27 protein-coding genes, 2 tRNA genes and 1 riboswitch are annotated in these 25,552 nt (G+C 71.0%); of the genes, 17 read left to right on the forward strand and 12 right to left on the reverse strand.

The genetic code is table 11. The features are described from left to right. The first annotated feature begins 39 nt into the window (after positions 1-39). The 5 genes from ABG090_RS05200 to ABG090_RS05220 all read left to right on the forward strand — a co-directional run bounded on the left by ABG090_RS05200 (position 40) and on the right by ABG090_RS05220 (position 4,857). Positions 40-1,014 (forward strand): YdcF family protein, encoded by a 975-nt coding sequence (locus ABG090_RS05200; protein WP_347757042.1) that lies wholly within the window; start codon positions 40-42, stop codon positions 1,012-1,014. A gap of 118 nt (positions 1,015-1,132) precedes the next feature. Continuing rightward, the gene (gene gatC, locus ABG090_RS05205) at positions 1,133-1,432 is read left to right on the forward strand and encodes an Asp-tRNA(Asn)/Glu-tRNA(Gln) amidotransferase subunit GatC (RefSeq protein ID WP_347757044.1); all 300 of its coding nucleotides are present in this window, start codon (positions 1,133-1,135) and stop codon (positions 1,430-1,432) included. Continuing rightward, a complete protein-coding gene (gene gatA / locus ABG090_RS05210) occupies positions 1,432-2,958 on the forward strand; it encodes an Asp-tRNA(Asn)/Glu-tRNA(Gln) amidotransferase subunit GatA (protein ID WP_347757045.1) in 1,527 nt (508 codons plus the stop codon). Before gatC ends, gatA begins: the two co-directional genes overlap by 1 nt. Further along, positions 2,955-4,466: an Asp-tRNA(Asn)/Glu-tRNA(Gln) amidotransferase subunit GatB gene (gene gatB / locus ABG090_RS05215; RefSeq protein WP_347757047.1), complete on the forward strand. Its 1,512-nt coding sequence runs from the start codon at positions 2,955-2,957 to the stop codon at positions 4,464-4,466. Before gatA ends, gatB begins: the two co-directional genes overlap by 4 nt. 118 nt (positions 4,467-4,584) lie before the next feature. Next, the gene (locus ABG090_RS05220) at positions 4,585-4,857 is read left to right on the forward strand and encodes a GlsB/YeaQ/YmgE family stress response membrane protein (protein ID WP_347757049.1); all 273 of its coding nucleotides are present in this window, start codon (positions 4,585-4,587) and stop codon (positions 4,855-4,857) included. A gap of 57 nt (positions 4,858-4,914) precedes the next feature. Here the strand turns inward: ABG090_RS05220 and ABG090_RS05225 are convergent, their stop codons facing one another. Continuing rightward, entirely contained in the window at positions 4,915-5,835 is a 921-nt protein-coding gene (locus ABG090_RS05225) for a TIGR03560 family F420-dependent LLM class oxidoreductase (protein WP_347757051.1), read from the reverse strand. A 95-nt stretch (positions 5,836-5,930) separates the two neighbouring features. Between ABG090_RS05225 and ABG090_RS05230 the strand changes: the two genes are divergently transcribed. From ABG090_RS05230 to ABG090_RS05240, 3 genes are all read left to right on the forward strand, one after another. Next, complete coding sequence (locus ABG090_RS05230; RefSeq protein ID WP_347757052.1) at positions 5,931-6,965, forward strand: LLM class F420-dependent oxidoreductase; 1,035 nt, start codon at positions 5,931-5,933, stop codon at positions 6,963-6,965. A gap of 67 nt (positions 6,966-7,032) precedes the next feature. Further along, positions 7,033-7,875 carry a DUF3097 family protein gene (locus tag ABG090_RS05235; RefSeq protein ID WP_347757498.1) on the forward strand — a complete coding sequence of 281 codons (843 nt, stop codon included), beginning with the start codon at positions 7,033-7,035 and terminating at the stop codon, positions 7,873-7,875. A 97-nt stretch (positions 7,876-7,972) separates the two neighbouring features. Then, complete coding sequence (locus ABG090_RS05240) at positions 7,973-9,265, forward strand: hypothetical protein (protein WP_347757054.1); 1,293 nt, start codon at positions 7,973-7,975, stop codon at positions 9,263-9,265. Positions 9,266-9,354: 89 nt separating this feature from the next. Here ABG090_RS05240 and ABG090_RS05245 read toward each other — a convergent pair whose 3' ends face one another. Then, positions 9,355-10,128: an SGNH/GDSL hydrolase family protein gene (locus ABG090_RS05245; protein ID WP_347757056.1), complete on the reverse strand. Its 774-nt coding sequence runs from the start codon at positions 10,126-10,128 to the stop codon at positions 9,355-9,357. A gap of 152 nt (positions 10,129-10,280) precedes the next feature. Further along, positions 10,281-10,389, forward strand: a riboswitch (TPP riboswitch). 26 nt (positions 10,390-10,415) lie between these two features. On the opposite strand from ABG090_RS05245, the gene ABG090_RS05250 reads away from it, so the two are divergent. The 5 genes from ABG090_RS05250 (at position 10,416) to ABG090_RS05270 (ending at position 14,955) form a co-directional block, all read left to right on the forward strand. Further along, positions 10,416-11,036: an ECF transporter S component gene (locus ABG090_RS05250; protein WP_347757058.1), complete on the forward strand. Its 621-nt coding sequence runs from the start codon at positions 10,416-10,418 to the stop codon at positions 11,034-11,036. After that, on the forward strand, positions 11,033-12,478 hold the full coding sequence (locus ABG090_RS05255) for an ABC transporter ATP-binding protein (protein WP_347757060.1): 1,446 nt from the start codon (positions 11,033-11,035) through the stop codon (positions 12,476-12,478). The genes ABG090_RS05250 and ABG090_RS05255 overlap by 4 nt, the downstream gene beginning before the upstream one ends. Beyond that, positions 12,475-13,275: an energy-coupling factor transporter transmembrane component T gene (locus ABG090_RS05260; RefSeq protein WP_347757062.1), complete on the forward strand. Its 801-nt coding sequence runs from the start codon at positions 12,475-12,477 to the stop codon at positions 13,273-13,275. Before ABG090_RS05255 ends, ABG090_RS05260 begins: the two co-directional genes overlap by 4 nt. Then, entirely contained in the window at positions 13,269-13,742 is a 474-nt protein-coding gene (locus ABG090_RS05265; protein WP_347757064.1) for a hypothetical protein, read from the forward strand. Before ABG090_RS05260 ends, ABG090_RS05265 begins: the two co-directional genes overlap by 7 nt. A 142-nt stretch (positions 13,743-13,884) precedes the next feature. Beyond that, positions 13,885-14,955 (forward strand): NAD(P)-dependent alcohol dehydrogenase, encoded by a 1,071-nt coding sequence (locus ABG090_RS05270; RefSeq protein WP_347757066.1) that lies wholly within the window; start codon positions 13,885-13,887, stop codon positions 14,953-14,955. Between the two features lie 195 nt (positions 14,956-15,150). Here the strand turns inward: ABG090_RS05270 and ABG090_RS05275 are convergent. The 3 genes from ABG090_RS05275 to ABG090_RS05285 all read right to left on the reverse strand — a co-directional run bounded on the left by ABG090_RS05275 (position 15,151) and on the right by ABG090_RS05285 (position 18,484). Next, a protein-coding gene (locus tag ABG090_RS05275) for an IS3 family transposase (RefSeq protein WP_347754124.1) occupies positions 15,151-16,406 on the reverse strand; the annotation gives its coding sequence in 2 pieces (ribosomal slippage) (positions 15,151-16,136 and positions 16,136-16,406; 1,257 coding nt in all). Beyond that, positions 16,339-18,003, reverse strand: a complete 1,665-nt coding sequence (locus ABG090_RS05280) for a DUF222 domain-containing protein (RefSeq protein WP_347757068.1) — start codon at positions 18,001-18,003, stop codon at positions 16,339-16,341. Before ABG090_RS05280 ends, ABG090_RS05275 begins: the two co-directional genes overlap by 68 nt. A gap of 136 nt (positions 18,004-18,139) precedes the next feature. Then, a complete protein-coding gene (locus ABG090_RS05285) occupies positions 18,140-18,484 on the reverse strand; it encodes a metallopeptidase family protein (protein WP_347757070.1) in 345 nt (114 codons plus the stop codon). A gap of 77 nt (positions 18,485-18,561) precedes the next feature. On the opposite strand from ABG090_RS05285, the gene ABG090_RS05290 reads away from it, so the two are divergent. After that, positions 18,562-19,410, forward strand: coding sequence for a siderophore-interacting protein (locus ABG090_RS05290; protein ID WP_347757072.1), 849 nt, complete (start codon positions 18,562-18,564; stop codon positions 19,408-19,410). 43 nt (positions 19,411-19,453) lie between these two features. Beyond that, positions 19,454-19,705, forward strand: a complete 252-nt coding sequence (locus ABG090_RS05295) for a DUF3253 domain-containing protein (RefSeq protein ID WP_347757074.1) — start codon at positions 19,454-19,456, stop codon at positions 19,703-19,705. 52 nt (positions 19,706-19,757) lie between these two features. On the opposite strand, the gene ABG090_RS05300 is transcribed toward ABG090_RS05295, so the two are convergent. From ABG090_RS05300 to ABG090_RS05325, 6 genes are all read right to left on the reverse strand, one after another. Then, positions 19,758-21,485: a hypothetical protein gene (locus tag ABG090_RS05300; RefSeq protein WP_347757076.1), complete on the reverse strand. Its 1,728-nt coding sequence runs from the start codon at positions 21,483-21,485 to the stop codon at positions 19,758-19,760. A 101-nt stretch (positions 21,486-21,586) separates the two neighbouring features. Beyond that, positions 21,587-21,662 (reverse strand) — tRNA-His (locus tag ABG090_RS05305). A gap of 66 nt (positions 21,663-21,728) precedes the next feature. Continuing rightward, the gene (gene orn, locus ABG090_RS05310; protein ID WP_347757500.1) at positions 21,729-22,313 is read right to left on the reverse strand and encodes an oligoribonuclease; all 585 of its coding nucleotides are present in this window, start codon (positions 22,311-22,313) and stop codon (positions 21,729-21,731) included. A 48-nt stretch (positions 22,314-22,361) separates the two neighbouring features. Next, the gene (locus ABG090_RS05315; RefSeq protein WP_347757078.1) at positions 22,362-23,009 is read right to left on the reverse strand and encodes an HAD family hydrolase; all 648 of its coding nucleotides are present in this window, start codon (positions 23,007-23,009) and stop codon (positions 22,362-22,364) included. A gap of 38 nt (positions 23,010-23,047) precedes the next feature. After that, positions 23,048-23,569: a pyridoxamine 5'-phosphate oxidase family protein gene (locus ABG090_RS05320; protein ID WP_347757079.1), complete on the reverse strand. Its 522-nt coding sequence runs from the start codon at positions 23,567-23,569 to the stop codon at positions 23,048-23,050. A 70-nt stretch (positions 23,570-23,639) separates the two neighbouring features. Continuing rightward, positions 23,640-23,712 (reverse strand) — tRNA-Arg (locus tag ABG090_RS05325). Between the two features lie 87 nt (positions 23,713-23,799). On the opposite strand from ABG090_RS05325, the gene ABG090_RS05330 reads away from it, so the two are divergent. Both ABG090_RS05330 and ABG090_RS05335 read left to right on the forward strand, forming a co-directional pair. Continuing rightward, positions 23,800-24,474, forward strand: a complete 675-nt coding sequence (locus tag ABG090_RS05330) for a DedA family protein (protein ID WP_347757081.1) — start codon at positions 23,800-23,802, stop codon at positions 24,472-24,474. A gap of 98 nt (positions 24,475-24,572) precedes the next feature. Then, a complete protein-coding gene (locus ABG090_RS05335; protein WP_347757083.1) occupies positions 24,573-25,133 on the forward strand; it encodes a YceI family protein in 561 nt (186 codons plus the stop codon). 109 nt (positions 25,134-25,242) lie between these two features. On the opposite strand, the gene ABG090_RS05340 is transcribed toward ABG090_RS05335, so the two are convergent. Beyond that, positions 25,243-25,494, reverse strand: coding sequence for a hypothetical protein (locus ABG090_RS05340; RefSeq protein WP_347757085.1), 252 nt, complete (start codon positions 25,492-25,494; stop codon positions 25,243-25,245). Positions 25,495-25,552 lie beyond the last annotated feature (58 nt).

Consider the following 25,552-nt stretch of genomic DNA (forward strand, 5'->3'; position numbering starts at 1 on the left):
CCGCGCAAGCGGTGCCCTCGCGCGGCTAGGGTGCAGTGCGTGAGCGCGAGTCGACGGATGCGGGTGCTGCGGCCGGCGTTCTGGGCGACGGCGATCGTCGTGGCGTTCACCGCGCTGCTGAGCAGGGTGCTGCGCCGACCCGTCGCCGCGTGGCTGGACACCCCCATCGAGCAGGGCGGATGGGCGCTGCTCGTCGCGTCGGCGCTGGTAGCCACCGCCGGCCTCGGGGGAGCGTCGCTCTGGCATGCCGTCGTGCTGCCCAGGCTCGTGCGCGTGCGTCGCGTCGACCTGCTGATCGCCGCCCTCGGCATCGCGATGCTGGCACTCGCGCTCGCGATCGTGGCCGCGGCGTCGATCGACGCGGGGGTCGCCCGCGCGATGCTGCTGCTCGCGCTGCCGCTCTGGGGCGCCGGCATCGCGAGCGCGTGCCTGGCGATGGCGATCGTCATCCACCTGCGGCGAGGCCGTGCGCCAGCCGCGCTCGGCAGCGTGCTGATCCTGGGCGCCGGGCTGCGCGGCAGGGAGGTCGGTCCGCTGCTGCGCCGCCGCGTCGAGCGGGGCGCCGAGGTGTGGCGGCGCTCGCTCGCCGCTCGGCCGGACGCGCGCATCGTCGTCTCCGGCGGGCAGGGCACCGACGAGGTGCGCACCGAGGCATCGGCGATGGCCGAGCACCTCATCCGGCACCTCCGCGTGCCGGCGGCGGCCATCGATCTCGAGGAGGCCTCCACCACGACGCGGGAGAACCTCGAGCTCTCCCGCCCGCTCGTGACGGCACGTGGCCGGGCGCCGCTCGCGGTGGTGACGAGCGAGTACCACGCGTTCCGCACGGCGGCGCTGCTGGCGAGGGTCGGCGTCGATGGCGTCGTCATCGGTGCGTGGACGCGCCGCTCCTACCTGCCGGGTGCCGTGGTGCGCGAGGCGCTCGCGGTCGCTGCCGAGCATCGCTGGTGGAGCGCGGGGCTCGCCCTCGCGCTGTGGATGGTCGCGGCCTGGGTGCTCCTCGGGCAACCGTAGGATTGGAGTCCGGCGGGCTCACTCCCGTGAGCCCGGAGGACTCCAGATCGAGGAGCGCCGCGCGAAGCGCGACGCGTCACGAGATCTCGCACACTCAACCAGAGGACTGGGAGACGCATTGACTGAGATCACTCGCGAGGAGGTCCAGCATCTGGCTGGGCTCGCTCGCATCGCGCTGAGCGACGACGAGGTGACGAGCCTGACGACCGAGCTGTCGCAGATCGTCGACGCCATCGCGACGATCCGCGAGGTCGCGGGCGACGACGTTCCTGCCACGAGCCACCCGGTGCCGATGGACAACGTGCTGCGCGACGACGCGGTGGGCGAGACGCTCACGCACGCGCAAGCGTTCGCTGGCGCGCCCGGCCATGACGGCGAGCGATTCCGCGTGAGCGCGATCCTGGGCGAGGAGCAGTGATGGCGCAGTCACCCGCGACCGACCTGACTCACATGGCGGGCCACGAGCTCGCCGCGCTGCTGACCTCGCGCGACATCTCCAGCGTCGAGGCCACCCGCGCGCACCTCGACCGCATCGCCGCGGTCGACGGTGAGATCCATGCCTTCCTGCACGTCAACGACGGCGCGCTCGAGCAGGCGGCGGCGATCGATGCGCGTCGCGCCGCGGGGGAGCGGCTCCACCCGCTCGCCGGCAGCCCGGTCGCGATCAAGGACGTGCTGTGCACGATCGGGATGCCGTCGACATCCGGCTCGAAGATCCTCGAGGGCTGGGTGCCTCCCTACGACGCGACTGTCGTCGCCCGCGCGAAGGCCGCGGGCCTCGTCGCGCTCGGCAAGACCAACATGGACGAGTTCGCGATGGGTTCCTCGACGGAGCACTCCGCCTACGGTCCGACGCGCAACCCGTGGGACCCCGAGCGCATCCCGGGCGGGTCGGGGGGCGGCTCCGCGGCCGCCGTGGCCGCCTTCGAAGCGCCCTTCGCGCTCGGCTCCGACACCGGCGGGTCGATCCGTCAGCCGGCCGCGGTCACCGGAACGGTCGGCGTCAAGCCCACCTATGGCGCCGTGAGTCGCTACGGCGCGATCGCGCTCGCCTCCAGCCTCGACCAGGTGGGTCCCGTCTCGCGCACGGTGCTCGACTCGGCGCTCATCCACGACGTGATCGGCGGCTTCGACCCGCACGACTCGACGAGCCTCAAGCGCGACTGGCCGTCGTTCGCGGCCGCGGCCCGGCAGGGCGCCGAGACCGCCAGCCTCACGGGGCTGAAGGTCGGCGTGGTGAAGGAGCTCGACACCGAGGGCATCGCTCCCGACGTCCAGGCGCGCTTCCGCGAGACCGTGCAGGTGCTCACGGACGCCGGCGCCGAGGTGGTCGAGGTCTCGTGCCCGTCCTTCGAGTACTCGGTCGCGGCCTACTACCTGATCCTGCCCGCCGAGGCCTCGTCGAACCTGGCTCGGTTCGACTCCGTGCGCTTCGGCCTGCGCGTCGAGCAGTCGGGCCAGACCGTCGAGGACGTGATGGCGGCCAGCCGTGAGGCCGGATTCGGTCCCGAGGTCAAGCGCCGCATCATCCTCGGCACCTACGCGCTGTCGGCCGGCTACTACGACGCCTACTACGGCTCCGCGCAGCAGGTGCGCACGCTCATCCAGCGCGACTTCGAGGCCGCGTTCGAGCAGGTCGACCTGCTCATCAGCCCTGCTGCACCGACCACGGCGTTCAGGATCGGCGAGAAGATCGACGACCCGCTGGCGATGTACGCGAACGACCTCACCACGATTCCCGCGAACCTCGCCGGCATCCCCGGGATGGGGCTGCCCATGGGGCTCGGGGACGACGGGATGCCCGTCGGGCTGCAGCTGCTCGCCCCGATGTTCGAGGACGTGCGGCTGTATCGCGCGGGCGCGACCATCGAGGCGCTGCTCGCGGACCGCTGGGGCGGCATCCTCACCACCAAGGCACCGGAGCTGACAGGAGCGTCACGATGAAGGCCAAGCTGATGGACTTCGACAAGGCGCTCGAGCTGTTCGAGCCCGTCCTCGGCTTCGAGGTGCATGTCGAGCTGGGCACGCGGACCAAGATGTTCTCGGCGGCGCCCAACCCAGCGCATCCGGACTTCCACGATGCGGCGCCCAACACGCTCATCGACCCGCTCAGCCTCGGCCTGCCTGGCAGCCTGCCGGTGACGAATGCGCTCGCGGTGCGCTACTCGATCTCGCTCGGGCTCGCGCTCGGCTGCGAGATTGCCGAGCGCTGCCGCTTCGCGCGCAAGAACTACTTCTACCCCGATACGCCGAAGAACTACCAGATCTCGCAGTACGACGAGCCCATCGCCTTCGACGGCCGGGTGGAGATCGAGCTCGCGAGCGGGCGCCAGGTGACCGTGCCGATCGAGCGCGCGCACATGGAGGAGGACGCCGGCAAGCTCACGCACGTCGGTGGCTCGACCGGCAGGATCCAGGGCGCCGAGTACTCCCTCGTCGACTACAACCGAGCCGGCGTGCCGCTGGTAGAGATCGTCACGAACATGATCTTCGGCGCCGAGCACGATGCGCCCGAGATCGCCAGCGCCTACGTGCGCGCTGTCCGCGACATCGTGCTCTCGCTCGGCATCTCCGAGGCGCGCATGGAGCGCGGCAACCTGCGCTGCGACGCCAACGTCTCGCTGCGACCGCGCGGGTCGCAGCAGCTCGGCACGCGCACCGAGACGAAGAACGTCAACTCGATGCGCTCCGTCGAGCGAGCGGTGCGCTACGAGATCCAGCGGCAGGCTGCGATCCTCGCCGACGGTGGCACGATCACGCAGGAGACCCGGCACTGGCACGAGGACACCGGCGCGACGAGCCCCGGCCGCCCGAAGTCGGACGCCGACGACTACCGATACTTCCCGGAGCCCGACCTGCTGCCGGTGGCGCCGAGCCGCGAGCTGGTGGAGGAGCTGCGGGCCGAGCTGCCCGAGCAGCCCGTCACTCGCCGCCGACGGCTGAAGGCCGAGTGGGGCTTCACCGATCTGGAGTTCCAGGATGTCGTCAACGGCGACATGCTGCACCTGGTCGACGCGACGGTCGCCGCGGGCGCCTCGCCGCAGGCCGCGCGCAAGTGGTGGACGGGTGAGATCGCCCGAGTCGCGAACGACCGCGGTGTCGAGGCGGCGAGCCTCGTCGAGCCCGAGCACGTCGCCGAGCTGCAGCAGCTCGTCGACGCGGGCACGCTCAACGATCGCCTCGCTCGGCAGGCGCTCGAGGGCGTGATGGCGGGCGAGGGGAGCCCGACCGACGTCGCCGAGGCGCGCGGCCTGCAGGTCGTCAACGACGAGTCGGCGCTGGTCGCCGCCGTCGACGAGGCCCTGGCCGCACAGCCCGACGTGCTGCAGAAGATCCGCGACGGCAAGGTGCAGGCCGCCGGAGCCGTCATCGGCGCCGTGATGAAGGCGATGCGCGGCCAGGCGGACGCGGCGCGGGTGCGCGAGATCGTGCTGGAGCGTGCAGGCGGCTGACGGCTGGCTCCCAGGAAACACGCAGTTATCCGGGTACCCTCGTTTCCAGCACCTCGCATCTGCGGGGTACTGGCGGAGCTCACCCTTGCACCGTCTTCACAGAGAAGGGACCACAATCATGGGAATTCTCGGTTGGATCGTTCTCGGCCTCGTGGCCGGCGCCATCGCGAAGCTCATCCTCCCCGGCAAGCAGGGCGGCGGCTGGATCATGACGCTCATCCTGGGCGTCGTCGGCGCACTGCTCGGCGGCTTCCTCGGCTCGGTGCTCTTCAACGTTGGCATCGACGAGTTCTGGTCGCTGTCGACGTGGCTGCTCGCCATCGGTGGCTCGATCGTCGTGCTGCTGATCTGGGGCCTGCTCACCAAGAACCGTGGACGCGCGAACGCCTGACGTTCACCCACGCACGAACGAGGGGGCTGCCCACGGGCAGCCCCCTTCTTCGTGCGCTCATACCCGGTCGATGCCCGCGAATCCCGCAAGATCGTCGATGTGGTCGAGGTCGCTCAGATCGAGCGTCTGCAGGTAGACGCGCTCGACGCCAGCGGCCGCCAGTGCCGCCAGGCGATCCTCCACCTCGGCTCGGGTGCCTGCGATGCCGTGCTCGCGCAGCTCCTCGGGGTCTCGCCCGATCGCCTCGGCACGACGGCGCACCGTCGCCTCGTCCTCGCCGACACAGGCCACGAGCGCGACGGAGCGCACGACCGGTCGCGATCGCTGCTCGGTCTCGATCGCGCGATCGAGCGCTGCGAAGAGCGGGCGGATGCGATCCAGTGCGGGGAACGGCAGATTGTGCTCATCCGCGAACTGCGCCGCGAGTCGCGGCGTGCGCCGCTCACCGAGGCCGCCGACGATCACCGGCAGGCGATCCTGCGTCGGCTTCGGCAGCGCGGGGGAGTCGACGATCACGTAGTGCGTGCCGTCGAACGAGAAGCGCGCCCCCTTCGGGGTCTCCCACATGCCGGTCACGACCGCCAGCTGCTCCTCGAGCAGGTCGAAGCGGCGCTGCGGGAACGGGATGCCGTAGGCGGCGTGCTCCTCGGCGAACCAGCCGGTGCCGAGCCCGAGCTCGACGCGCCCGCCCGACATCTGGTCGACGTTCGCCACCTGCACCGCGAGGATGCCCGGCACGCGGTAGGTGACGGAGGAGACGAGCGTGCCGAGGCGCACGCGCTGGGTATCGCGCGCGAGCCCCGCGAGCGTCGTCCACGCATCCGTCGGCCCGTAGCCGGGATCGCCGTCGCCCATGCGCAAGTAGTGGTCGGAGCGGAAGAACCCGTCGAAGCCGAGCTGTTCGGTGCGGAGCGCGGCAGCGAGCAGCTCGTCGTAGGAGGCGCCCTGCTGGGGCTCGGTGAAGATGCGGAAGTCCATGCCGACAGCCTACGGAGCCGCCGCTGCCGCGGTCGGGGTGGTCGGAGAGCCACAAAGGAGGCCTGGCGGGAGCCGACAGGTGCCACGATCGATGCATGGACTACGGCTACATGCTCGGCTACTGGAAGGCGGGGCCCCCCGCGGGCGCGCTGGACGCGGTGCAGGAGGCGGAGCGCCTCGGCTTCGACTCCGTCTGGACGGCGGAGGCATACGGCTCCGACGCCTTCACGCCGCTCGCGTGGTGGGGCGCGCAGACCTCGACAATCAAGCTGGCGACCGGCATCGCGCAGCTCTCGGCTCGCACGCCTGCGTCGACCGCGATGACGGCGATGACGCTCGACCACCTCTCCGGCGGGCGCGTGATCCTGGGCCTGGGCGTGAGCGGACCGCAGGTCGTGGAGGGCTGGTACGGGCAGCGATTCCCGAAGCCGCTGGCGCGCACGCGCGAATACGTGGCGATCCTGCGCAGCGTCATGGCGCGCGAAGCACTTGTCGAGGCGCCCGGGCCGCAGCTGCCGCTGCCGCGCACCGGTGAGGGCACGACCGGGCTCGGCAAGCCGCTCATCTCGACCCTGCATCCGCTGCGCCCGCACATCCCGATCCATCTCGCCGCCGAGGGTCCCCGCAACACGGCGCTCGCGGCCGAGATCGCTGATGGCTGGCTGCCGTTCCTGTTCTCGCCCGATCGCGACGCGGAGGCGCGCGCCCTGCTGGCCGAGGGCTTCGCGAAGCGCGACGCAGCGCTGCCGTCCGCCGAGGCGTTCGAGGTCTCGGTGCCGGTGCCGATCGTGGTCGACAACGACCTCGAGGTCGCGGCGGATCGGCTGCGTCCGATGATCGCGCTGTACGTCGGTGGCATGGGCGCGAAGGGCGCCAACTTTCACTTCGACGCCGTCGCGCGGCTCGGCTTCGAGGCGGAGTGCCTGGAGATCCAGGAGCACTACCTCGCCGGGCGCAAGGCCGACGCGATCGCCGCGGTGCCGATGCGGCTGATCGACGAGATCGCGCTCGTGGGGCCGGCCGCGCGCATCCGCGATGGCCTCGAGCGCTGGGAGGAGTCGGTGGTGACGCGGATGCTCGTGCAGGGCGACGTGCGCGCGCTGCGGGCGATCGCGCAGCTGCGCGGCTGAGCACCCCTGCAGGGCGGCGTTTCGCCCCTCCGCGCGGCCAACCGCTCCGTACGATCGATCGGTGCAGATGGACTGGGACAGCTGGGGCGGCGACGTGCTCTCCGCGGAGGCCAAGGCGGCGCGCACGCCGGCGCCGCCGAAGCGGGTGCCTGCCGAGCGCGAGCTGGTGGTCGAGCGCCACGACGGCTATGTCGGTGCCGTCGTGCGAGTCGAGGCCGGCAGCGTGCACCTCGAGGATCGGCGCGGCACGGTGCGCGCCTTCCCGCTCGGGCGCGGCTTCTACGTCGACGGTGTCGAGATCGAGCTGGTGCCGGCGGTCGCCGCTGTCGCCGCCGGGCCCACCCGCACCGCATCCGGCTCGCGCGCGGTCTCTGGCCTGCAGGCGCGGGTCGCGCTGCCGAGCCGCATCCTCGTGGAGGGCGTGCATGACGCCGAGCTCGTCGAGCAGGTCTGGGGTCAGGACCTGCGTGTCGAGGGCGTGGTCGTGGAGCCGCTGCACGGCGCCGACGACCTGGCGGCGATCGTCGCCGAGTTCGCCCCTAGCCGCAGTCGGCGGCTGGGCATCCTGCTCGACCACCTGGTGCCGGGCTCGAAGGAGTCGCGGATCGCTGAGGCCGTGACCCGCGGGCCCCATGGGGCGCACGTGCGCATCGTCGGGCATCCGTTCATCGACATCTGGCAGTCGATCAAGCCCGTGCGGCTCGGGATCCAGGCGTGGCCCGATGTGCCGAAGGGCGAGGACTGGAAGCGCGGCACCCTGCGGCGCCTCGGCATGCCGCACGGGAGTCAGGACGACGTGGGGCGGGCTTGGCAGCGCATCCGCTCGCGCGTGCGCGACTGGAACGACCTCGAGCCGGAGCTGCTCGGCCGCGTCGAGGAGCTCATCGATTTCGTGACTGCGCAGGAGTGATCGACGGGAAACGATCCGGATCGCTGAGGGCGCCGAACCCCCGGTGCACGCAAACGAAACGGCGCAGCCAGCGCTTCGTGCACGAAGGAGTCACACCATGCAGAAGTCAGCGTTCTACCGAGCGGTCGCCGGGGTCGGCGCCGTCGCGGTCGTCCTCGGAGCCAGTGCCTGCTCGCCCATGAGCGACCCGGCCACCAGCGAGGCACCCGCGACCTCCGAGTCGCCCATGGAGACGATGGACTCGGGCTCGATGCTGGAGCCCAGCGGCACCGGCGATCCCTTCGCCGACGCCCGCACCGCCGCCGGCCACATGCCGATGACGGCGACGACGCTCGCCGGCGGGTTCGTCGCGGCGCTCGACATCCCGGGCGAGGTCGACTCCGAGGCTGCGAACCTCCGTGCCGACCTGACCGCGCTGCTGCAGGAGCACGTCTACCTGGCCGGCATGGCCGTGGCCACCGCCTACCACGCGGGCCCGGACTCGGCGCAGTTCGAGGCGGCAGCGGCCGCGCTCGACACGAACTCGGTCGACCTCTCCGAGGCCGTCGCATCGCTCTCCGATGAGGAGCGGGGTGCCGACTTCCTGGCACTGTGGCGCGAGCACGTCGGCTACTTCGTCGACTACGCCGTGGCTGTCAAGGGCGGCGACGATGCAGCAGCCGAAGAGGCGCTGATGAACCTGGACGGCTACACCGAGGAGGCCGGCGCGTTCTTCGAGGAGGTCTCGGGCGGCGAGCTGCCCGCAGACGCCGTCAGCGAGAACCTCGTGATGCACATCGAGACCCTGAGCGCCGCGATCGACGCATTCGCTGCGGGTGAGACGACCGCGACCGACACGCTGCAGGAGGCTGCGAGCCACGTCGTCGGCACCTCTGAGGTGCTCGCTGGTGGCCTTGCCACGGCAGCCGGCCTCGAGGGTGACGTCGCCGACGAGGCTTCGACGCTGCGCACGCAGCTCGTCGCAGGCCTGCAGGAGCACGTCTACCTCGCCGGCATCACCGTCTTCACCGCCTACACCGCCGAGGACGGCGTCGAGTCGCCGGCCTTCGAGGGCGCGGCGGCCACGCTCGACGCGAACTCGGTGGCACTCAGCGAGGCCATCGGCACGCTTGCAGGCGAGGAGAACGGCACGGCATTCCTCGGCCTGTGGCGCGAGCACATCGGCTACTTCGTCGACTACGCGACGGCTATCGCAACCGATGACCAGGCTGCGGCAGACCAGGCGCTGATGGATCTGGACGGCTACCGTCCCACGGCTGGCGCCTTCTTCGAGGAGATCTCGGGCGGCGAGCTGCCGGCCGACGCCATCGCAGAGGGCCTCGGCACGCACGTCGAGACGCTCGCGGGTGCGATCGACTCGCTCAAGGAGCAGCTGGTCGACGCCGGTTGAGCATGAACGTCAGTTGACGCATGCATGATCGGAGGGCCGCGGCGTTCGCGTCGCGGCCCTCCGTCGTGCGCGCGGGCGCCAGCCCGCGGTCAGGTGAGCGGCGGCACCTCGACGAAACTGCCGAGCTTCGGATCCCGACCGTCGCCGGAGGAGCGGCCGGTGAAGCGACGGCCAAGCCATGGCAGCACGAACTCTCGGTAGTACGCCAGGTCCCGCCGGCCCTCCGCGGTGGTCGCCGCCGCGAGATCGCGCCAGCTCTCCGGGGCTTCGCGTCCCAGCGCCCGCAGCACATTGCGCGCGACGTGGGCGTGTCCGGCGGCGTTGAGATGCAACCGGTCGACCGACCAGAAGCGTGCACCGCGCAGCTCGGAGTCGGCCCAGTTGTCGACGTAGGGGGCATCCAGGTCACCGATGCGCCGCTCGACCGCGCGGGCGAGCGCGTCGCCGCGCCGCTGCATGACGGCGCCGATCGGCATCACCTGGCTGGGATTGCCTCCCGAGAGCAGGATGGGCCGGATGCCCGCGTCGGCGATGCGATGGGCAGCCTCGGCAAGGCGTTCGGCCACGTGCTCGATCGAGACGCGCGGGCGCATGATGTCGTTCCCGCCGCCGTTGATCGAGATCGCATCCGGCTGCATCGCGATCGCCGCATCGAGCTGCCCGTGCAGGATGCCCGCGAGCTTCCGGCCGCGGATGGCCAGGTTGGCATAGCGCACCGGGGCTCCCTGCGCGGTGGCGAGACCAGCGGCGACGAAGTCGGCCCAGCCGCGCACCGATCCGTCCGGCAACTCGTCGCCGACGCCCTCGGTGAAGCTGTCGCCCACGGCGACGAACGATCGGATCTCCTGCACGGTGTCGGCCACCGGCCCAGCCTACGGCCGTCGGCCAGCGCGCAACCACGATGGTGCGCAGGCTAGGCCCGGGTGCGCAGGCTGGGCCCGGGTGCGCAGGCCGGGCCCGGGTGCGCAGGCTAGGCCCGGGTGCGCAGGCTAGGCCCGGGTGCGCAGGCTAGGCTGGACGACGACACGGGAGTCCGGTGCGCCGGGCTGAGAGGAAGATCGCAATCTTCGACCGTCATACCTGATCTGGATCATGCCAGCGCAGGGAGACACAACACCCGTGCCATCTCACGCAGAGAAAGGCACTTGGAATGACCACCACATCCACCACCGCCGTCGCTTCGCCACGCGCACGCACGAGCCGCTGGCGCGTCGTCGACATCGTCGTGGCCGCCGTGCTCGGCGTCGCCACGGGCCTGCTGTTCGTGCTCTGGAACGGCGTCGGCTACGTCTGGTTCAGCGCCATGGACGCGCTCACGCCCGGCTTCGGCGGCCTCGCCGCCGGCATCTGGCTGATCGGCGGCGTCTTGGGCGGCCTCATCATCCGCAAGCCGGGAGCGGCCCTGTTCGTCGAGCTGCTCGCGGCGACCGTCTCGATGCTGCTGGGCAGCCAGTGGGCGATCGAGACCGTCTACGCCGGCATCGCGCAGGGGCTCGGGGCAGAGCTCGTGTTCCTGCTCTTCGCCTACCGCCGCTTCGGCCTCGGCGTCGCGATGCTCGCCGGCGTCGGCGCCGCTGTCGCCGCGTGGGTGCTCGAGCTGTTCACCTCCGGCAACCTCGCGATGAGCGCGGAGTTCCTCATGATCTATCTCGCATGCCTGGCCGTGTCGGGCGCGCTGCTTGCCGGACTCGTCGGATGGCTGCTGACGCGGGCGCTGGCCTCCACGGGTGTGCTCGATCGATTCGCCTCTGGTCGGTCGCGCCGCACGTGAGCGGCTCGCGCATCCGCGCGAGCGGATGGGGCTGGCGGCACGCCGGGCGCGACGCGCCCGCGCTCGCCGGGCTGGATCTCGACATCCGGCCCGGCGAGCGGGTGCTGCTGCTCGGGCCGTCCGGAGCGGGCAAGTCCACGCTGCTGTCGGCACTCGCCGGGGTGCTCGGCGGCGCGGACGAGGGGGACGAGTCGGGCGAGCTGAGCGTCGACGGCACCCATCCCTCGACGCTGCGCGGCACGGCGGGTCTCGTGCTGCAGGATCCGCAGGCGAACACGATCATGTCGCGCGTCGGCGACGACGTGGCGTTCGGCTGCGAGAACCTCGCGGTGCCGCGCGACGAGATCTGGCAGCGGGTTCGATTCGCACTCGACGCCGTCGGCCTCGACGTCGCGCTCGACCGATCCACCGCCGCACTCTCTGGGGGCCAGCGGCAACGGCTCGCGCTGGCCGGCGTGATCGCGATGCGGCCGGGCCTGATCCTGCTCGACGAGCCGACCGCGAACCTCGATCCCGTCGGCGTGCTCGAGGTGCGGGATGCGGTGGCGCGCGTCGCCGAGGCCACGGGCGCAACGCTCGTCGTGGTCGAGCACCGCGTCGAGACGTGGCTGCCGGTCGTCGACCGCGTGGTGGTGCTGGCCGCCGGCGGTGGCGCGGTCGGCGACGGCACCCCGCAGCAGGTGCTCGAGGCCCACCGCGAGCAGCTGGCTGCCGATGGCGTGTGGGTGCCCGGCATGCCCGTAGAGATCGCCCGTGACAGGCGCGCATCCGGTGAGCCGCTGCTGGAGCTCGACGCGGTGCAGTCGGGGCGCGGAGGCGTTCCCGTGCACGACGCGGTGAGCCGCGACATCCGCGCCGGCGAGTGCCTGGTGATCACCGGCCCGAACGGCGCAGGCAAGTCGACGCTCGCGCTCACGCTCGCGGGGCTCATGCCGCCGGTGACCGGCGCGGTGCGGGCATCGAAGGCGCTGCGAGCGCCGGACGTGCGCGAGCCGGCGCCGCTGCGGTGGCGGCCGAAGCAGCTGGCGACGCGCATCGGCACCGTCTTCCAGCAGCCGGAGCACCAGTTCGTCGCGACTCGGGTGCGTGACGAGATCGCGACGGGACTCCGCGCTCTCGGGCAGTCGCGGAGCGAGATCGACGCCCGCGTCGACGACCTGCTCGCGGCGCTGCGATTGGATGCGCTCGCCGATGCGAACCCGTTCACGCTCTCCGGCGGGGAGCAGCGGCGACTCTCGGTGGCGACGGTGCTCGCGCCCGCTCCGCGCGTGATGGTGCTCGACGAGCCGACCTTCGGTCAGGATCGTCGCACCTGGCAGGAGCTCGTGCGTCTGATCGCATCCCTGGTGGACGACCGAGGATGCGCGGTCGTGGCCGTCACGCATGACGCGGACGTAGAGCGCGTGCTCGGCGACCGGACCCTGCGGCTGGGGGCGTCATGACCGACACGGCTCAGACTTCGGCGACGGCCGTTCGGACGACGCGCCTCGATCGGGCGAACCCGGTCACGCCGTTCCTCGCGGCGCTGCTCTACTCCATCCCCATGCTGCTGACGATCGATCTCGTGTCGGCCGGCGTGGCGCTCGTGGCGTGGTCCGTCGCGTTCGCGGCGGTCGGTATCGGCCCGCGCACGGTGCTGCGTCGATCGTGGCCGCTGCTGATCGCGGCACCGCTGTCGGGCGTCAGCATGCTCCTGTATGCGGAGCCGGGTGGACGCATCCATGCGCAGGTGTGGCTGGCGATCATCAGTGACCAGTCGATCGAGCTCGCACTCGCGATCAGCCTGCGGGTGCTCGCCATCGGTGTGCCGACGCTCGTCGGCATCGTGGGCATCGATCCCACGCGCCTGGCTGACGGTCTCGCCCAGGTCGCGCACCTGCCGCACCGCTTCGTGCTCGCTGCGCTTGCAGGGGTGCGCCTGTTCGGCGTGCTGGGGGAGGACTGGCGGCAGATCGCGCTCGCGCGCCGGGCGCGCGGGCTCGGCGATACGGGAGCCGTGCGCCGTGCGATGCAGGCGGCATTCGCGCTGCTCGTCGTAGCGCTGCGACGCGGCGGCACGCTGGCGACAGCGATGGAGGCCCGGGGGTTCGGCGGGCCGGACCGCACCTGGGCGAGGGAGTCGACCGTGGGCAGGGCGGACCTCGTGCTGCTCGTGGTCACCGTCGCCGTCGCGACGCTCGCGATCGGCGTCTCGCTCGCGACCGGCTCGTTCCGGCCGGTCTGGGAGGGAGCATGGTGATCACGATCATCGACGGGCGCTCCGGCTCGGGGAAGACCGCGCTCGCGGCTCGACTCGCGGGGGAGCTCGGGGCTCGCGTCATCCACATGGACGATCTCTATGCCGGCTGGCACGGCCTGGCCACGGGCTCACGGCTGCTCGAGCGCGGCATCCTGCTGCCGCTCGCGAAGGGCGAGCCAGCGCACTGGCGGCGCTGGGACTGGGCTGCGGGCGACTGGGGCGCTGCCGACCACGCCGAGCCGGAGCAGCCGCTCGTGATCGAAGGCTGCGGATCGCTCACGATCGAGAGCCGTCAGCACGCTGATCACGCCATCTGGCTGGAGGCGCCGGAGCCGCTTCGACGCGCGCGCGCGCTGGAGCGAGACGGGGACGACTCCTGGTGGGAGCTGTGGCGAAAGCAGGAGGACGCGCACATCGCAGCGAACGCGCCAGCGGCACTCGCTGACGAGGTGCGGCCGACGGGCTGAGGGTCGCGCAGTCGGCCGTCCGCCACCGCCCGCCACCGCCCGCCACGGGGCGCTGCACTCACCGCACGCGCAGGCTCGGCCCGGCCCGTGCGCGTAGGCTGACCGCCGGCATGTCGCATGCCACAGACTTCGAGGAGGCCCCATGCCGTTCGTCACCAAGGCACTGCAGAAGACCGCGCCGGATCAGCCGTTCCGCGTCGCCGAGATCGAGCGGCGCGACCCGCGTGCGCACGATGTCGTCATCGCGATCAAGGCGGCGGGCATCTGCCACAGCGACATCCACACGATCCGCGACGAGTGGGGCAAGGCGCCCTTCCCGCTGACGGTCGGCCACGAGATCGCCGGGATCGTGGAGGCAGTCGGTGACGCCGTGACCAAGCACGCGGTCGGCGACCGGGTGGGCGTCGGGTGCCTGGTCGACTCGTGCGGCGAGTGCGAGCAGTGCCGAGCCGACGAGGAGCAGGACTGCTTGCGCGGCAACGTGGGAACGTACGCGTCGAAGGATCGGGACGGCTCGATCACTCAGGGCGGCTACGCCGAGCAGGTCGTCGTCGATGAGCGCTTCGTGCTCAGCATCCCGGAGGGCATCGAGCTCGACGTCGCTGCACCGCTGCTGTGCGCCGGCATCACGCTCTACTCGCCGATCGATCGCTGGGGTGTTGGCAAGGGGAAGTCGGTGGCGGTGATCGGACTCGGAGGTCTCGGCCACATGGGCGTGCAGATCGCCGCTGCGAAGGGGGCGGATGTGACGGTGCTCTCGCGCTCGCTCGCGAAGGAGGAGCTCGCGGCGGAGCTCGGCGCATCGCGCACCATCGCCACCGGCGAGGAGGACTGGGACGCTGACCTGCGGGGCGCCTTCGACGTCATCCTCAACACCGTCAGCGCCGACCTCGACCTCGACCGCTACCTGCGCCTGCTCAAGCCGCACGGGGCGATGGTGAACGTCGGGCTGCCGCCCGAGGCGCAGTCGCTCAAGCTCGGCTCGCTGATCGGCGGCGGCAAGGTGCTCGCCGGCTCCAACATCGGCGGCATCCGGCAGACGCAGGAGATGCTCGACTTCTGTGCGCAGCACGGCATCGGTGCTGTCATCGAGCGGATCGGTGTCGCCGATGTCGATGCGGCCTACGACCGCGTCGTCGACGGCGACGTCAAGTTCCGCTTCGTGATCGACACGGCGACCTTCGCCGACCAGGAGGCCGTGCCCCCCAGCTGAGCCAGGCGGCGCTCCCTCAGAAGGGCATGGTCGTTGGTGGTGCGTTGGATTGTTCGGGTTCGCCGCGGGGGTGGGTGCCCCATGGCTGGTCTTCGGCTGCCGGGGTTGTGGTGAAGCGTGGGCCTTGGGCTTCGGGTTCGTCGCGGATGGTGTCGCCGAGGGGGCTGGTGAACCGTCCCCGGTTCTCTGCCGCTCCTATGCGGGTGCCAGCACCGGGTGTGATGGCGTTTCGAGGTCAGCGTAGTACGCGGCCTCGAACTCCTCGGGAGGGACGTCGCCGAGGGTGGAATGCAGGCGCCTGGCGTTGTACCAGTCGACCCATTCAGCGGTGACCCATTCGACGTCCTCCAGCTGCTTGAGCGGACCGGTCCGGAAGGGCGAGTCGTCGCGAATCGCTTCGGTCTTGAACAGCCCGATCGTCGACTCGGCGAGAGCATTGTCATACGCGTCGCCGATCGAGCCGATCGACGCAGCGATGCCCTCCAGGGCGAGCGTCTCGGCGAAGCTCACGGACGTGAATTGAGACCCGGCATCGCTGTGATGGACCAGTCCGTCGAGCGCCGGGCGGCCGGCTCGGTCGCGCCGCCACAGGCCCATCCGCAGCGCCGTGGTCACCAACGGTGTCGTCTTCGTGGTCGCGGCCTGCCAGCCGACGATCGCGCGTGAGAAGCAGTCGATCACGAACGACACGTACGCGAACCCGGCCCAGGTGCGCACGTAGGTGAAGTCCGCCACCCAGCGCTGGTTCGGCGCGGGCGCGGTGAAGTCCCGCTCGAGCAGATCCGGTGCGCGCTCGGCGTTCCGATCCGGGACGGTCGTGCGCACGCCACGCCCGCGCACCCGGCCGTTGAGGCCGAGATCCCGCATCAGCCGGTCCACCCGCCGCTGGGACACGTCGTGGCCGGCACGTCGCAGATGCGTGGTCATCTTCCGCCGCCCGTACATGCCCTCCGGCGTGCCGACCGTCGCCAGCAGCGCGTCGATCACCACCGCGTCATCCACAGCGCGGTTGCTGGGCTGGGCGCGCTTCCACGCCCGGTAGGTTCGCGCGGCGACCTCCACACCCTGCTCCCGCAGGACCTGGCAGATCGACTCGACCGCGCGGCCCTTGGCTCGCTGCTCGTCGATGAAGCCGACGATCAGCGGCGTCGGGGGTCGAGTTCCCCGGCGAAGAAAACCGCCGCGTCGCGCAGGATCGCGTTCGCCTCACGCAGCTCACGGTTCTCCCGCTCAAGCCGCCGCACCCGCTCCGACTCGCTCGTCGAGGCGCCCTGCCGTTCGCCGGCGTCGATCTGAGCCTGCCGCACCCATCGGCGCAGCGACTCGGCCCCGAAGCCGAGCCGTTTCGAGACCGTCTCGCACGCGGTCGTCAGGTTCGGGTACTCATCGAGATGGTCGAGCACGAGCCGGATCGCTCGCTGCTTCGTCTCCTCCGGGATCTGCTTCGGCATGATGACTATCTTCCTTCCAGACTCGAAAGGAACCGGCATCAAACAGGGGACGGTTCATGGTCCATTCGAGGACGCCGCCTGCGAGTTGTTGGACGGTCCAGTGGGTGGCGTGCTTCATGGTGTGGTGGCGCCTGCAGAGGTGAGCGAGGTTGGTGAGGATGGTGGTGCCGCCCTTGGCGTAGTCGCGGGTGTGGTCGGTGTCGGCGCGGGTGACGGGGTTGTTGCAGCCGGGCCAGCGGCAGCGGCCGTCGCGGGCTTGGAGCCAGCGGCGCATGGCGCGGGTGGGCTGGTAGGTGTCGACGGTGATGGGGATGCCGGTGACGGGGTGGAGGAAGAGCCGCTCCCAGGTGATCGTGTCGGCCGCGAGCGCGCGGACGGTGTCGACGTCGACGAGGGTGCGGCCGTCGAGCATGGCCGGGAACCGCAGTTCGGATCCTGGCTCACCCCCGTCATCGTCGCGGAGCAAGGCCGTGGCGGGGATGGTGACGGCGATGGTGGCGGTGATGGCGGCGACGCCGGTGAGGTTCTCTGGGACTTGCCCGCAGAGGAGCAGTTCGAGGAGCGCGTCGGCGCGGTATTGGTCGAACGTGCGCGGGTCTTCCTTGGGCTTGCCGCGGGCGGATCGGGTGAGCCGGTCGTAGGCGGCGGTGCCGAGCGCGGCGGGCACCAGCGCTCCGAGGAACACCATCCCGTCGCCGGCCTCGGCCAGCGTCACCGCGCGCTGCTCGCGGGCGGCGTCGAACCGCTGCTGCAGCGGCGCGGTGAGGACCCGGTCTACGATCCGGGGCGCACGCGATCGCAACTGGCCGGGCGTGGTCCGCTCGGCCAGCTCGACCAGCTCCTGTTCGACGCGGGTCTTGTCGGCCGCATCCACCTGCGCGTCGATGCGCAGCGCGCGGGTGGCCTGGTCGATGGTGCGCAGGTGCCCGGCCGTGATGCGGCCGGCCTTATGGGCCTCGTGCGCCAGCGGGAGCTCGTGGACGAGCTGCCAGGCGCCGGTCATGCGCTGCTCGATCGTGCGGTCGGACAGGTGCAGCTCGGCCGCCAGCACCGACGCGCTCTCGCGGCGGGCGGTGTCGATATTGCCGCCGACGGCGAGCAGCGCCGACAGATGCCCCGCGAGGACCTCCCGCTTCTCCGCCTCCAGCCTGGCCGTCTGCGCCTCCAGCGCCCGCATCCGGCCCACGAACGCGGCCTCGGCCCGCAACTGCCGCGTGTAGTCGGACTCCGCCGGGCCCGGCAGCTCCGGCATCGGCATGCGGCCGGCGATCACTGCGTCGAGCTCGTCGTCGGACAGCGCCGCGAGCCGCTCACCCCACTCCCGGTCGTAGGCATCCAGCGACGCCTGCAGCTCGGCCGCCGTGTGCCCGAAGGGGTCGATCGCGCCCGCGCGGACCGCGGCGATGTAGTCCTCGCCATCGATCTCCCGGGTATCCATGGGCGAAGGAAACCATGGGCCACTGACATGGGACGGGTTGTCCACAGGGGGCCGGTCGCGGGTTGCGGTCTCGTGACGCGCCCGGCTACGCCGCGCGCTCCTCGACCTACGAAGTTTGGTCGAGGTTCCGGTCTCGTGACGCGCGCGCCTGCGGCGCACGCCTCGACCTACGGGGGTAGGTGCGGGGTTCCGGGCTCGTGACGCGCGCGCCTGCGGCGCACGCTCCTCGACCTACGGGGGTGGTGCGCTCGTCGACCGACGGAGGGTGGCGGGCGGTCCTCGGGGTTCGCGGGGGCTAGGCCCAGCCGAGCTGGTGCAGCTGCTCGTCGTCGATGCCGTAGAAGTGCGCGATCTCGTGCACGAGAGTCGTGCGGACCTCGGCGCGCACCTCTTCGATCGTGTTCGACGTCTCGGTGTGCGGCAGCCGGTAGATCATGATGCGGTCTGGCAGCTCGCCGAAGCCGTAGTTGCCGCGCTCGGTGATCGCGACCCCCTCGTAGAGCCCCAGCAGGTCTTCATCCGGATGCTCGTCCTCGACCAGGAAGACGACATTGTCGAGGCCCTCGACCATCTCGTCCGGCAGCTCGTCGAGCACCGCAGTGACGAGCTCTTCGAACGCGTCCAAGCGCATCTCAACCATCGACCCACCCCCTTCCGCACCTGCGACCGAGCCTATCGACGGTGCTGGCTCTGAGCCCGCTGGTAGCGTCGATGCCGATGAGCAACCCTGGCCTCGAGCAGCGCCCGCCCCGACCGCCCCGTCCGCAGCACGTGCTGGAAGTGCTCGGCAGCGAGCGGATCGCGCCCAGCCTCGTGCGCGTCCGCCTCGGCGGGCCCGGCTTCGTGACCTTCAGCCCGAACGAGTGCACCGATGCCTACGTGAAGCTCATCTTCGTCAAGCCCGAGCTCGGCCTCCAGCCGCCCTACGACCTCGCGGCCCTCCGCACGCAGCTTGCGCCGGATGACATCCCCGTCACCCGCACGTACACCGTGCGCGAGGTGCACTCCGACTCCATCTCGCTCGACTTCGTTGTCCACGGCGACGTCGGCATCGCCGGGCCATGGGCCGAGCACGCGCAGGTGGGCGATCGGATCGCGCTCACCGGTCCCGGCGGCGCCTACGCCCCGGATCCCGCCGCCGACTGGCACCTGTTCGTGGGGGACGAGTCGGCGCTGCCCGCGATCGCCCGCGCGATCGAGGCGCTCGATGCCGCTGCCAGCGGCATCGCGATCCTGGAGGTGCGCGATGTGTCAGAGGAGCTCGACCTCCGTGCTCCGAGTGGCGTCGACGTGCGCTGGCTGCATCGCGGTGCACCGAGGCCGGAGACAGTGAGGCTGCTCGCCGAGACCGTGGCTGCCCTCGAGTTCTCGGAGGGCCGTGTGCATGCCTTCGTGCATGGCGAGCGCGAGTCGATGAAGGCGATGCGCGACGAGCTCTTCTCGCGCCGCGGCCTCGAGCGTTCGCAGGTGTCGCTCTCGGGCTACTGGGCGCAGGGCCGGACCGAGGATCGGTTCCAGGCAGAGAAGCGCGAGCCGATCGGTGTGGTGCTGCCGCCCGAGCGCTGACGGCGCGGATGCGCGCACGCGCGTTCCGCGTCATGATGTCGTCATGGCTGATGTGATGGAGACAGCGATCCTCGAGCTGCTCGCCACTCGTCGACCCGGTGCCACCATCTGCCCGAGCGATGCCGCACGCCGGGTCGCGGGCGAGGATCCGGATGCCTGGCGCCCGCGCGTGGACGAGGCGCGGGCCGCGGCAGCACGGCTCGTCGGCCGCGGCGAGGCCGTCGTCACGCAGGGCGGCGAGCCGGTCGACCCCGCACTGGCCCGCGGACCCATTCGGATCCGTCGCGCGGACTGACCGTCTCCGAGCACGAGGCGGCTGTGACAGCAGGACAGCCTCCTCCGTCGTGCTACTGGTACGTGACCAGATCGGGCACGGGGGAGACGTCGCGCATGGTCTGCTCCGGGGTGAGCATCGGGAGATCCTCGTCGTAGAAGTTCTTCCACCCCCAGTGGAGACCTGCGGGGGCATCGCGCATCAGTGCCTCCCAGGTGGCCTGCTTCGCGGGCTGGGAGCCGAGCCCATCCACGTGGATGAGCAACGCGAGCTCGGGCCTGCTCACGTCGAGCGTGTCGCGATCGGTGATCATGTCGAGGCGGAACTGATGCAGCACGAACATCTTCTGCGGCAGGCCGCGCTCGTTGGTGAGATCCGCGAGCCAGGTCACGACGCTGTTCACCTCGGCGGCGGAGACGGAGCCGATCTGGCGCATGTGCACCTCGTCGGGCTCCAGGCGCCACTCGGGGTCGAGCGCCAGACCGACGTTCGGCAGTGCGAGCAGCGCCTCGTACTGCTTGGCCTGCGTGAGGAAGTCGGTTCGACCCGGTTGCAGGTCGATGACGACGTAGATCCCCGCCTCGGCCGCGGCGTCGATCAACGGTCGGAGCGACTCCACGGACAGCTCGTTGGAGTAGTTGCCGTCGGGCCCGGCTTGGCCCGCCGCGACGGTCGCGATGATCTCGAACATCGGCACGACGGTCCTGTCCGTGAGCGCTTGGTAGGGCGCGGCGATCTCTCGAGCCCGCTGCACGGAGCCCGCGACGTCCTGCTCGCCGAGCACACCGAGCACGCTGGTGCTCGGTGTGCCGTAGAGCGCCACGAACTGGTGCTGGTCGAACACGAGTTGGCCGCCGCCCGGCAGCTGGAACCCGCTGCGTGCCGCGCGCACCTTCCAATCGAGCGCGGGCTCGGCGTCGAACGCCGCACCGATCGCCAGCGTCCTGCTCGCGGCAGAGGCGTGTAGGGCGTCGATCGCGGATGGGGTGGCCTGCGGATTCGTGATGCCCTCCGGCATGAGGTGCACGGGCACGCCCGCCGCTCGGGCGGTCGCGATGGGCGCGATCCGGTCGACGCTGTCGACGGCCAGCGCGATGGTGTCCGTGAGCGGCGCCGCCGACTCGGGCCGCGACAGGGATCCGGACTCCTGCGCCTGCGTGTCCGCATCGCCGGTGGAGCCCATGGAATCGTCGCCGTAGGCGGCGACGCCGGCAGCGAAGCCTGAGGGGTCGGCCGCCGTCGGGTCGCCCAGCGCGATCCCGGAGGCCTCGCCGATCGCATCCGCGGTCGCGTCGACGCGCTCGACGGCGATCGACGCGCCGCCATCCTCCTCCGCGAGCGCAGCGACGGCGCCCACGACGAGCGCGCTCGATGCACCCAGGCGCTCCAGCTCAGCGGAGACGGCGCGCGCAGCACCTTCGGCGTCGTCCGCGCCCGTCGAGGCGGGCGCCGGTCCAGCGCTCGCAGCACCGACTGGGTCGCCCGTGGGCGCGACCAGCACGGGCACGCCGAGGTCGATCGCGGCTCGCGCGCTCAGCTCCTGGCCCCCCGCGTCGCCCGTGGCGGCGATGATGACGAGCGGCGACGCGTCGAACAGAGCGCGACTGACAGCCAGCGATGCTGCGCCCTCGCCCTGCTCCGCGACCACGGTCAGCGCCGCATCCGGATCGGTGGTCCGCACGATCGATTGCTCCGGCGGCTCCGAGTCAGCCAGCGTGCACGCGCTCAGCAGGAGCGCGGCGGTGAAGGGCACGGCGATGAGCGCTGCGGTGACGCGGGAGAGGCGGGTGCGGAGCGGCATGGAGCAACGCTACGTCAGCCCGGCGATGCCCGTGGCAGATGAGAACGAGGCCCGGACCCTGGTCGTGCCACTGCCTGACCAAGATCCGGACCTCGAGGGTCTGGGGTGAGTAACGGGACTTGAACCCGCGACATCCGCCACCACAAGGCGGCGCTCTACCAACTGAGCTATACCCACCATGTGCGCTCACGGCGCAACTAGGACAGTGTACGACATCCGGCCGCCGAACGCCGAATCGACGGCTCAGCCCGGCAGGTGCGCGCCGAAGCCCTCGGTCACCTTCGCCGAGATCTGCTGCAGCTCGTCCGACGTTCGCCCCGGTGCATCCGTGAACACCGCGGCGCGGTAGTACCGCAGCTCGCGGATCGACTCGCGGATGTCGTCGAGCGCTCGGTGCCCGCCGGCCTTCTCTGGCGCCTGGAAGTAGGCGCGCGGGAACCAGCGCCGCGAGAGTTCCTTGATGCTGGACACGTCGATCGAGCGGTAGTGCAGGAAGCCGTCGAGTGCGGGCATGTAGCGCGCGAGGAACGAGCGATCGGTGCCGATGGTGTTGCCGGCCAGCGGAGCGGAGCGCTCCAGCGGCACGAAGCGCTGCACGTACGCGAGCACCTCGAGCTCTGCCTCGGCGAGCGCGGCACCGTCGGGGATCTCACGGTCGAGCCCGCTCGTCGCGTGCATCTTCCGCACGAAGTCGTCCATCTGCTCGAGCGCTTCGTCGGAGGGCTTGATCACGATCTGCAGGCCGGGATCGAGCACTTCGAGCTCGAAGTCGGTGATGACTACCGCGATCTCGACGAGTTCATCGACCTGCGGGTCGAGCCCCGTCATCTCGCAGTCGATCCAGACGATCCGATCACTCACAGGCACCTCGCGAGTCTATGCGCGATCGAGGGCCGCGAAGAGCTCGTCCGCGCTGATGTCCGCGAGCGTGCCGATCGTGCGCTCTGCCGGCACCGGCGACTCGGTGAGCTGCGTGGTCAGGAACCACAGGCGGGCGCCTGCCGCGACCGCGGATCGCGCACCGCTGCCGGAGTCCTCGAACGCGATGCATGCGGATGGGTCGGCGCCCAGCCTGCGGATCGCGGTCGCGTACGGCTCCGGGTCGGGCTTCGAGCGCTCCACGTCGTCGGCCGAGATGGCGAAGCGCAGCGAGCGCGCCGGAGCCGCGTCGAGCATCGCGCGCGCGTTCGCCGCGGCTGCGTTCGTGATCAGGGCAGCGGGCACGCCTGCCTCGGCGACGCGTTCGAGCAGTGCCTCGCTGCCTGGCAACCACGGCACATCCTCGCGCACCAGATCGGCGACCGCACCGGCGATCGTCTCGATGATCGCGGCGGATTCCATCTCCACCCCGCGCTCGCGCATCCGCTCGGCCCACTCGATCATGGGCCTGCCGGTCGTCCAATGCGCGTCCTCGGTCGTCCACTCGATGCGATGCTCGTGGGCGAATGCGCCCATCCGCTCGTGCCAGATGGGCTCCGAGTCGATGAGCGTTCCGTCCATGTCGAACAGCAGTGCGGCGGTCATGCCTCCAGCCTGTCACCTCGCGCGCGCCGGTGCCGCACTCACCAGCGGAAGCGCGTCGCATCCTGCGGGAAGCGGAACCATGCCAGTGCTCGCGACGGCGTGAGCACCCGAAGCCCACCGCCGTCGTCGCCCGACCATGCGTCGGCTGCCGGTGCGTAGCCGTCGTCGTGGTACTTCTCGAAGGCTGCGGCAAGCCGCGCGCCGAGATCGCCTGGCTCCGCGCGCGTCGCATGGGACTCGCCCTCGACGATCACGGCCTCCTTGCCATCCTCGAGCGTGAGGGTGACAGCGGGGTTCTGCGCTGCATTCCGCGCGTGCCGCGTCGCGGGTGATCCGTCGTACCAGAATCGTCCATCGAGCCAGACGCCCCAGCGCGGGATGGAGTGCGGACGGCCATCGGGCCGCACGGACGCGAGCCAGTAGTGCTGCGATGCCCTGAGCCGTGCTTCGACCTCGTCCCACGAGAGCAGCCCGGTGTCGTCCTCCGGGAGGCCGTACCCGTCCGGCAGTAGCGGGCGGTCGCGACGCGGGGCGGGGAGGGGCGCGATGTCGGTGAGCATGGCGCCAGCATGCGACGAGCCGCCCACACGCGCCAGCGGCGTGTTGCCGGCAGCACGCTCAGACAGGCTGTGCCCCCGGCAGGAATCGAACCTGCGACCAAGAGATTAGAAGGCTCCTGCTCTATCCGCTGAGCTACGGGGGCGTGCCGAACGGCGACTCGACTCTAGCGAGTCACGCGCCATGGGGGCGGTTCCGGCTCGCGCCTCGCTCGCGCCTCTAGGCTGGCTGCGTGCTCGATTCCCTGCTGCAGACCGCTGTCGACTCCGATCAGCTCACCGGTGTCGCCGGTTGGGCGGTGGGGCTGATGGAGGCGATCGGCGCACCGGGTGCGGCCGTCGCGATCGCCGCCGAGAATCTGTTCCCGCCGATCCCGAGCGAGATCATCCTGCCGCTGGCTGGCTTCGCCGCGGCGCAGGGCTCGTTCTCGATCGCGGAGGCGATCATCTGGACCACGATCGGTTCGGTGGTGGGCGCGCTCGTGCTCTACTCGCTCGGCAGGCTGCTCGGGCACGAGCGGCTCTCGCGCATCGCGGCCAGGATGCCCCTGGTGCGCGCGAGCGACATCGACAAGACCACTGCGTGGTTCGCCAGGCACGGCTGGAAGACCGTGCTCTTCGGCCGGTTCCTGCCCATCTTCCGGAGCCTGATCTCGATCCCCGCAGGCATCGAGAAGATGCCGGTGCCGCTGTTCCTCGCCTTGACGGCTGTGGGCTCGGCGATCTGGAACACGATCTTCATCATGGTCGGCGTCACGCTCGGCTTGAACTACCACGCGATCGAGCCCTACATGGATTCGCTGCAGTGGGTGGTGATCGGAGCGGTGCTGCTGGCGATCGGGCTGTGGGTGGCGAAGCGGATGCTGCTGAACCGCGCGGAGGGGAAGCACCTGCTGCACGGGGAGTGACGGCCGTGCAACGCGGTTCACGGCGGCGGGAATAGAAGCGCTCGCGCGGAGGTTATTCGAATCCGAACGACTTCCCGACGCCAGAAAGGCACCCACCTATGCTGCAGGACCTCCCCAACTACCAGCCCGGCACCTACGACATCGACGGCTCGCACTCGAACGTCACCTTCTCGGTGCGACACATGATGGTCGCCAAGGTGCGCGGCGAGATCGAGGGTCTCGCTGGCACGATCGTCCTCGGCGAGCAGCCCGAGCAGTCGACCATCTCGGCCACGGTCGACCCCACGACGATCAACACCAAGAACGCCGACCGCGATGCGCACCTGCGATCCAACGACTTCTTCGCGACGGACGAGCACCCCGAGTGGACCTTCGTCTCCACCAGCGCGCGCGTCGACGGCGACGACCTGTACATCGACGGTGACCTGCAGCTGCGCGGCGTCACCAAGCGCGTCGCGCTGCTCGTCGAGTTCGGCGGCATCGGCCCGGACACCTGGGGCAACACGCGAGCGGGCGCTTCGGCACGCACGCGCATCAAGCGCACCGACTTCGACATCACCTGGAACGTCGCGATCGAGACCGGCGGCGTCATGCTGTCGGACGACGTCGACGTCGAAATCGAGATCTCGGCGGTCAAGCAGGTTCCCGCGACCGTCTGATCGACGCAGCAGCAACGGGGTCGTGGCACGGAGCCACGGCCCCGTTGCGCTGTGCCGGAACGATATCGAGCGCTGCCGCAGCGCTATCGCGGCTCGTGCGGCTGCGTCGTCACGGCCCGGTGAAGCACGCGAGCGCGTCCTCGAGCGCCCAGCCGGTGCCGATCGGCAGCATCGTCGTGCCGCCGGGCAGGAGCCGCCGCGCCTCGAACGCGCGACCGGATCGCCCGTCCACCTGAGCGATGTACCCGAGGGTGAGGCCGGAGGCGCTGCTCACCCGCCAGAGGTCGTCGCGCACCCGACGGGTGGCCACGTGCGGTGCGGTGGGTGCCAAGCGTCGCTGGGTGCCGGTCATGATCGCCATGGTGAGCTCCTCTCCGTCGTCTCCGACGCTACGTCCGACCACCCACACAGGACACGGC

The organism is Agrococcus sp. ProA11 (assembly GCF_039880525.1).
Classification (GTDB): Bacteria; Actinomycetota; Actinomycetes; order Actinomycetales; family Microbacteriaceae; genus Agrococcus; species Agrococcus chionoecetis.

Coding starts and splice junctions, on each gene's coding strand:
- gatA (WP_347757045.1), top strand. CDS start 1,432: ATGGCGCAGTCACCCGCGACCGACCTGACTCACATGGCGGGCCACGAG.
- gatB (WP_347757047.1), top strand. CDS start 2,955: ATGAAGGCCAAGCTGATGGACTTCGACAAGGCGCTCGAGCTGTTCGAG.
- ABG090_RS05220 (WP_347757049.1), top strand. CDS start 4,585: ATGGGAATTCTCGGTTGGATCGTTCTCGGCCTCGTGGCCGGCGCCATC.
- ABG090_RS05225 (WP_347757051.1), bottom strand. CDS start 5,835: ATGGACTTCCGCATCTTCACCGAGCCCCAGCAGGGCGCCTCCTACGAC.
- ABG090_RS05230 (WP_347757052.1), top strand. CDS start 5,931: ATGGACTACGGCTACATGCTCGGCTACTGGAAGGCGGGGCCCCCCGCG.
- ABG090_RS05235 (WP_347757498.1), top strand. CDS start 7,033: ATGGACTGGGACAGCTGGGGCGGCGACGTGCTCTCCGCGGAGGCCAAG.
- ABG090_RS05240 (WP_347757054.1), top strand. CDS start 7,973: ATGCAGAAGTCAGCGTTCTACCGAGCGGTCGCCGGGGTCGGCGCCGTC.
- ABG090_RS05250 (WP_347757058.1), top strand. CDS start 10,416: ATGACCACCACATCCACCACCGCCGTCGCTTCGCCACGCGCACGCACG.
- ABG090_RS05260 (WP_347757062.1), top strand. CDS start 12,475: ATGACCGACACGGCTCAGACTTCGGCGACGGCCGTTCGGACGACGCGC.
- ABG090_RS05265 (WP_347757064.1), top strand. CDS start 13,269: ATGGTGATCACGATCATCGACGGGCGCTCCGGCTCGGGGAAGACCGCG.
- ABG090_RS05270 (WP_347757066.1), top strand. CDS start 13,885: ATGCCGTTCGTCACCAAGGCACTGCAGAAGACCGCGCCGGATCAGCCG.
- ABG090_RS05285 (WP_347757070.1), bottom strand. CDS start 18,484: ATGGTTGAGATGCGCTTGGACGCGTTCGAAGAGCTCGTCACTGCGGTG.
- ABG090_RS05290 (WP_347757072.1), top strand. CDS start 18,562: ATGAGCAACCCTGGCCTCGAGCAGCGCCCGCCCCGACCGCCCCGTCCG.
- ABG090_RS05295 (WP_347757074.1), top strand. CDS start 19,454: ATGGCTGATGTGATGGAGACAGCGATCCTCGAGCTGCTCGCCACTCGT.
- ABG090_RS05300 (WP_347757076.1), bottom strand. CDS start 21,485: ATGCCGCTCCGCACCCGCCTCTCCCGCGTCACCGCAGCGCTCATCGCC.
- orn (WP_347757500.1), bottom strand. CDS start 22,313: ATGACGGGGCTCGACCCGCAGGTCGATGAACTCGTCGAGATCGCGGTA.
- ABG090_RS05315 (WP_347757078.1), bottom strand. CDS start 23,009: ATGACCGCCGCACTGCTGTTCGACATGGACGGAACGCTCATCGACTCG.
- ABG090_RS05320 (WP_347757079.1), bottom strand. CDS start 23,569: ATGCTCACCGACATCGCGCCCCTCCCCGCCCCGCGTCGCGACCGCCCG.
- ABG090_RS05335 (WP_347757083.1), top strand. CDS start 24,573: ATGCTGCAGGACCTCCCCAACTACCAGCCCGGCACCTACGACATCGAC.
- ABG090_RS05340 (WP_347757085.1), bottom strand. CDS start 25,494: ATGGCGATCATGACCGGCACCCAGCGACGCTTGGCACCCACCGCACCG.